General features: G+C 40.3%; 5 protein-coding genes and 1 tRNA gene. 1 reads left to right on the top strand and 5 read right to left on the bottom strand.

From position 1 onward, the window contains the following. Nucleotides 1-67 precede the first annotated feature (67 nt). Nucleotides 68-2,260, bottom strand: coding sequence for a catalase/peroxidase HPI (gene katG / locus PF479_RS00850; protein WP_298001277.1), 2,193 nt, complete (start codon nucleotides 2,258-2,260; stop codon nucleotides 68-70). A gap of 337 nt (nucleotides 2,261-2,597) precedes the next feature. On the opposite strand from katG, the gene PF479_RS20685 reads away from it, so the two are divergent. After that, the gene (locus PF479_RS20685; protein WP_367277189.1) at nucleotides 2,598-2,834 is read left to right on the top strand and encodes a transposase; all 237 of its coding nucleotides are present in this window, start codon (nucleotides 2,598-2,600) and stop codon (nucleotides 2,832-2,834) included. Between the two features lie 96 nt (nucleotides 2,835-2,930). Here the strand turns inward: PF479_RS20685 and PF479_RS00855 are convergent. The 4 genes from PF479_RS00855 to PF479_RS00870 form a co-directional block, all read right to left on the bottom strand. Then, a tRNA-Val gene (locus PF479_RS00855) sits at nucleotides 2,931-3,004 on the bottom strand. A 54-nt stretch (nucleotides 3,005-3,058) separates the two neighbouring features. Continuing rightward, nucleotides 3,059-3,490: a response regulator gene (locus tag PF479_RS00860; protein WP_298001278.1), complete on the bottom strand. Its 432-nt coding sequence runs from the start codon at nucleotides 3,488-3,490 to the stop codon at nucleotides 3,059-3,061. Nucleotide 3,491: 1 nt separating this feature from the next. Next, nucleotides 3,492-3,962, bottom strand: a complete 471-nt coding sequence (locus tag PF479_RS00865; protein WP_298001279.1) for a chemotaxis protein CheX — start codon at nucleotides 3,960-3,962, stop codon at nucleotides 3,492-3,494. 50 nt (nucleotides 3,963-4,012) lie between these two features. Next, entirely contained in the window at nucleotides 4,013-5,260 is a 1,248-nt protein-coding gene (locus PF479_RS00870; protein WP_298001281.1) for a chemotaxis protein CheW, read from the bottom strand. Nucleotides 5,261-5,327 lie beyond the last annotated feature (67 nt).

The following is a 5,327-nucleotide window of genomic DNA, read 5'->3' on the forward strand; positions in this document are numbered from 1 at the left end:
TGGACAGAATGGGAAGTTAACAGCAGCAGATATCTCCGCTGCTGTTAAGAACATCCGATTTTCAGATTTAATTCAGATCAAAGCGATCAAGTCTCATTACCTTATCCCAAGCTTTGACAAAGTCCTTTAAAAATTTCTCTTTAGAGTCGTTACAGCCGTACACTTCAGCTTGTGCCCGGAGTTGTGAATTCGAACCGAAAACGAGATCTACTCTTGTTGCAGTCCATTTCCTTTTACCTGTAGTGCGGTCTACTCCCTCAAACTCATCTCCCTCTTTTGAAAGTGGTTTCCATTCTGTCCCCATATCAAGCAAATTGATATAGAAGTCATTTGTTAGTGTCTCGGGTTTATCAGTAAATACACCGTGCTTAGACTGTCCGTAATTTGCCCCCAGAACGCGCAAACCACCAATAAGAACAGTCAATTCAGGTGCGGTTAAGGACAGTAGCTGTGCTTTGTCTATAAGAAATTCTTCAGCCGATACGCTGTATTTTGTTTTCTGATAGTTACGGAATCCGTCTGCACAAGGTTCAAGATCTGCAAATGAAACGACATCAGTCTGCTCCTGGGTTGCATCTGTACGCCCAGGTGTGAATGGAACTATGATTTCATTACCCCCATCGGTTGCGGCTTTTTCAATGGCAGCACATCCAGCAAGAATGATCAGATCTGCCATTGAAACCCTCTTCCCTCCAGATTGTGAGTCATTGAATTCTTTTTGAATTCCTTCGATCTTCTGTAGAATTTTCTTCAATAATTCAGGCTGGTTAACTTCCCAATTCCTTTGCGGTGAAAGGCGAATCCGGGCACCATTTGCCCCTCCCCTATAATCGGAACCACGGAATGTTGATGCTGATGCCCATGCCGTGGAAACAAGCTGAGAAACAGATAAGCCTGATGTCAGAATCTTTTTTTTAATTTCAACAATATCCTGAGCATTTATCTGTTTATAATCGACTTTCTCTACAGGGTCCTGCCAAATCAATTCTTCATTGGGAATTTCTGGTCCTAAATAACGAGATCGAGGTCCCATATCCCTGTGGGTAAGCTTAAACCAGGCCCTGGCGAAGGCATCTTCAAATTCAACAGGATTATCTAGATATCGAAGCGCGATTTTCTCATAGGCTGGATCAAATTTGAGTGAAAGGTCAGCGGTGGTCATCATAGGTCTATGTTTTTTTGACGGATCATGTGCATCAACAACCATATCCTCATCCTCTGGATCTTTTGCCAGCCACAGATAGGCGCCAGCCGGACTTTTAAGCAGTTCCCATTCGTATTTGAACAACACTTTCAAATAACCCGAATCCCACTTGGTTGGATTTGGTTTCCACGCTCCTTCAATGCCACTACTTATTGTATCTCCACCCTTTCCACTTTTGAAACTGCTCTTCCAGCCAAGACCCTGCTCTTCCATAGGAGCGGCTTCCGGCTCTGGACCTACGAGAGAGGCATCTCCGGCACCATGGCATTTTCCAAATGTATGCCCTCCAGCGATCAATGCGACAGTTTCCTCATCGTTCATAGCCATTCGCGCAAAAATGGTTCTTACATCCTTTGCAGATTCAATAGGAATGGGCTCTCCATTAGGACCTTCTGGATTTACATAGATTAGTCCCATCTGTACTGCAGCAAGAGGATTTTCCAGGTTTCTTTCTCCGGAATAACGTTTATCTCCAAGCCATTCTGTCTCAGCGCCCCAATATACATCCTCTTCTGGCTCCCAAATATCTTCACGCCCACCAGCAAATCCAAAAGTCTTGAATCCCATAGATTCAAGAGCACAATTTCCGGCTAAAATCATCAAGTCTGCCCAGGTAATCTTATTGCCATACTTTTGTTTTACCGACCATAGAAGTCTTCGAGCTTTATCCAGGTTTACATTATCAGGCCAACTATTGAGTGGTGCGAATCTCTGGTTTCCCGTATTCCCACCGCCCCTCCCATCACTGGTTCGGTATGTTCCTGCACTATGCCAAGCCATCCTGATAAAAAGCGGGCCATAATGACCATAGTCAGCAGGCCACCACTTCTTGGAATCCGTCATAACTGCGTACAGATCTTTCTTCAGAGCTTTAAAATCAAGTTTATTAAATTCTTTTGCATAGTTGAAATCCTTATCCATAGGATTTAGTTCTGAAGTGTTTTGGTGAAGAATCTTTAAATTTAACTGATTCGGCCACCATTCTTTATTTGAAGTTCCTTTAGCTGCAGCATGACTTGTTGCTCCAGTAACTGGACACTTACCCATTTCGCTCATAATATTTTCTCCTTTGATAAAGTGAAAAAAGCTTTCTAAGTAAGGATTTGTTGAGATCGTATTAAAGCGTACTATACCTATGCTATATTATGCTTTTCTCTATAGTCTTATTTCAGTTTTTGATAATTCTCTGAAACAAGTAATCTTTAATCTAAGTTTAATGGTTAACAGCTAGGAATCAAGAGTAAACATTAGATTTTCTATTACGAATTGATGAGAAAATATGTAAAGAAATAATGTTATTGTGAGAGCTGAGTGCCGAAAGATCTTCATTATAAATAAAACATGGGGCTGCCCTGAGCGTAAGTTTTGCGTCCTTGGGTCTGGTGATTGACGAATCCAGAGACGGGATAAATGGGAGAAGCATAAGTCAGTAGTCCGAGGATTACTGTTTTCAGATGAGGGGGTGAAGATGAGATCATTGAGACCGATAGAACCTGAATCAGTGTTTGGAGAGATCAAGAAAAATATGGGATTTAAGAGATTTCAACTCCGAGGACAGAAGAATGTTTCTACCGAATGGGGGCTTGAAAGCATAGCTCACAATATAAAGAAGCTATCGAACCTCATGTAAAGTTCCGGGGGAGGATTCCCCCTTTGTTTAAATGATATTTGATTATAAATAATTGAGGCTGTCCCATAACTTATGAGACAGCCCCTCTTTTATCTTTGGGGAGCGCCGGATTCGAACCGGCGACACCATGCATGTCATGCATGTACTCTAACCAGCTGAGCTAGCCCCCCTTAGGAATCATCATTTTACGGTTATTAACAAAATTGTCAATAACCGTCGATCATTTATTTCATTGCACTGACAACTCTTTCCAGAACCTTCTTTCTGTCTAAGGGTTTAACGATATAATTCTTGGCTCCCAGCATCAAAGATTTCTTAACCAGATCCTGTTTGCCCAGGGCACTGACCATAATCACATTGGCATTCTTATCAAATTCAATGATTTTTTCCAGTGCTGTTACCCCGTCCATTCTGGGCATGGTAATATCCATGGTCACAAGATCGACTTCCGGAAAAAGTTCTTTATATTTTTCTACACCTTCAGCACCGTCTGCGGCAGTTCCGACAATATCAAAACCCTCAGAAGTTAGAATCTGACTTATTTGTTTAGTCACAAACATAGAGTCGTCAACAATGAGAACTTTTATTGCTCTGCCATCCATATGTCCTTCCGGTGTCCGTTCATTGATAGATGGAAAATCACTTGTGGTTTTCATTTTAGACTCCTAATCGTTCTCTGATGGCAACATTGATTTCAATTTTCCCATGGGGTAAACCAAGAGGAACTATCAATGCCTCAACGTTTATGTCGGATACCTGCATATTTTCACCAGTTATGATGGCAGGAGGTGTCAGGTCAAATTTAAAACCTAAATCATGGAGCTTGGTTACAGCCTGTGCTGTTACCATATTTGCCAGTTCCGTGATTGTGGCTTTAACAAGCTCGTCCAGGGTTGTAAGCTCTTCTCCGTTCATTGTAGAGGCTACCTTAATTGCTGTCTCTTGAGACATATCAATCAAAACTCTTCCTTCTACATCACCGGCAAGACCAACGATAGCAGCGACTCCCATAACAGGTTGTGTTGATTTTTTTAGATACAACTCATCCCTAATAATTTCACACTGAAGTACTTCCTTGATAATGTTGAATGCTGCTTCAACAAAAGGATTGATATACTCAACTCTCATGCAGTAATCTCCTCATATTTCTTAATTATATACTAAAGAATCTACTATTTTTATATTTTTTTAAATAATTTCAGGTTCTTATTCTCGAGTAATTTCCAACCGCTTTGATTGATGGGAATTTCATTTTCTCCTAAGATAAGCAATCCACCTGGTTTCAGGTTTTCATACATATAGTTCAATAGCTTAACCTGAACCGCCTCAGGCATGAAGCACAGTGTATCACGGCAGACAATCATGTCCAGTGGCGGGATGGAAGAATCATTATTAAGATCACTGTATTCAAAAATGATGCTGTCCTTGATTACGTCATTGAATTGTGAACCCTGGCTGGTTGAAACAAGAAAAGATTCATAAAAAGAAGGAACCTTTGCTTTTTCAATGTTTAAACCCGGGGCAGAAGAAATTTTAATCAAATCATTATCATTGCCCTGCACCTTCAATAGCAAGGAAGGATTTTTGTTTTTCATCATGCATGTTATTGAATAGGTTTCATAACCTCTTCCGCAGCCGGGGTTCCATATGAAAGCATTCCCTTTCAATTGAGGCAGCAGCGGGCTTATCGAGGCGATCATCTCATCGCTCCATAGCTGGCCAGTGCAAATTGAATTAAAGCCTTTCATATATTCTTCTGCATCCTGCCTGTTTTTGAGCTGAAAATTGTCTTCCCCTTTTACCCTCTTCCAGCTTTCAAAACGAGATGTTATCCAATCATTGTTCATTCCACTGGGATAGAATCCCAAATATGTGGGGAGAGTTTCCTTGATGAATCCAAGATTCACGGATAATGAACTGTCCTGTCGAATTAATTCTTCAACTTCCTGAAAGTTTGCTGCACCTGTATTCTGTATGACCAAATTTCTGGTTTTATCTTTCTGATCACTCTTTTCTTCTTTATTAAATATTTTTTCTGCATTCAATATGATATATAAACTGTTGTCATTTTCTATGACTCCATCTATATATTTGATATTGATATCTCCAAATAATGGATGAGGCGGTTGTTTTCGAGAAGATTCAATTCCGATTACCTTTTCGATGGTATCAACTAAAATACCAATAGTATTTTCCTCCAACCTGAGGATAATCATATTCTCAAAACCTCTGTCTTGATTTGAAACCGGTAAATTGAAGAAAACTCTAAGATCTATTACCGATATAATATCACCGCGCATATTATAGACACCTTTTACAAAGGGAGCAGAGTTTGGTACAAAAGTAAATTTCTTTGCCTTGTTTATCTCTTTTACTTTCATAATGTCGATGCCGTAATCTTTTCCTGCCAGGGTAAAAGTTACCATTTTGAAATCAATTTTGGCCATTTCAAGTTCTTTTTGATTTTCCGCGCTGCTTAGTCTCTGTACACTC

Source organism: Oceanispirochaeta sp., from assembly GCF_027859075.1.
Lineage (GTDB): Bacteria > Spirochaetota > Spirochaetia > DSM-2461 > DSM-2461 > Oceanispirochaeta.